Source organism: Actinacidiphila polyblastidii, from assembly GCF_036353415.1.
GTDB lineage: Bacteria > Actinomycetota > Actinomycetes > Streptomycetales > Streptomycetaceae > Actinacidiphila > Actinacidiphila polyblastidii.
Map to the genome: position 1 here is coordinate 1 of NZ_JAZEWV010000091.1, position 523 is coordinate 523.

Here is a 523-nt window from a genome sequence, read left to right on the forward strand (position 1 = left end):
AGGGCGTTTCAGTAGCACGCTCAAGACCCGAAGCGGAGTGATCTAGCCATGGGCAGGTTGAAGCGCGGGTAAGACCGTGTGGAGGACCGAACCCACCAGGGTTGAAAACCTGGGGGATGACCTGTGGTTAGGGGTGAAAGGCCAATCAAACTCCGTGATAGCTGGTTCTCCCCGAAATGCATTTAGGTGCAGCGTCGTGTGTTTCTTGCCGGAGGTAGAGCACTGGATAGGCGATGGGCCCTACCGGGTTACTGACCTTAGCCAAACTCCGAATGCCGGTAAGTGAGAGCGCGGCAGTGAGACTGTGGGGGATAAGCTCCATGGTCGAGAGGGAAACAGCCCAGAGCATCGACTAAGGCCCCTAAGCGTACGCTAAGTGGGAAAGGATGTGGAGTCGCAGAGACAACCAGGAGGTTGGCTTAGAAGCAGCCACCCTTGAAAGAGTGCGTAATAGCTCACTGGTCAAGTGATTCCGCGCCGACAATGTAGCGGGGCTCAAGCGTACCGCCGAAGTCGTGTCATT

At 56.4% G+C, this 523-nt stretch carries 1 rRNA gene; it reads left to right on the forward strand.

What is annotated here, in order from left to right:
* A 23S ribosomal RNA gene (locus V2S66_RS34360) occupies positions 1-523 on the forward strand; the annotation flags it as partial.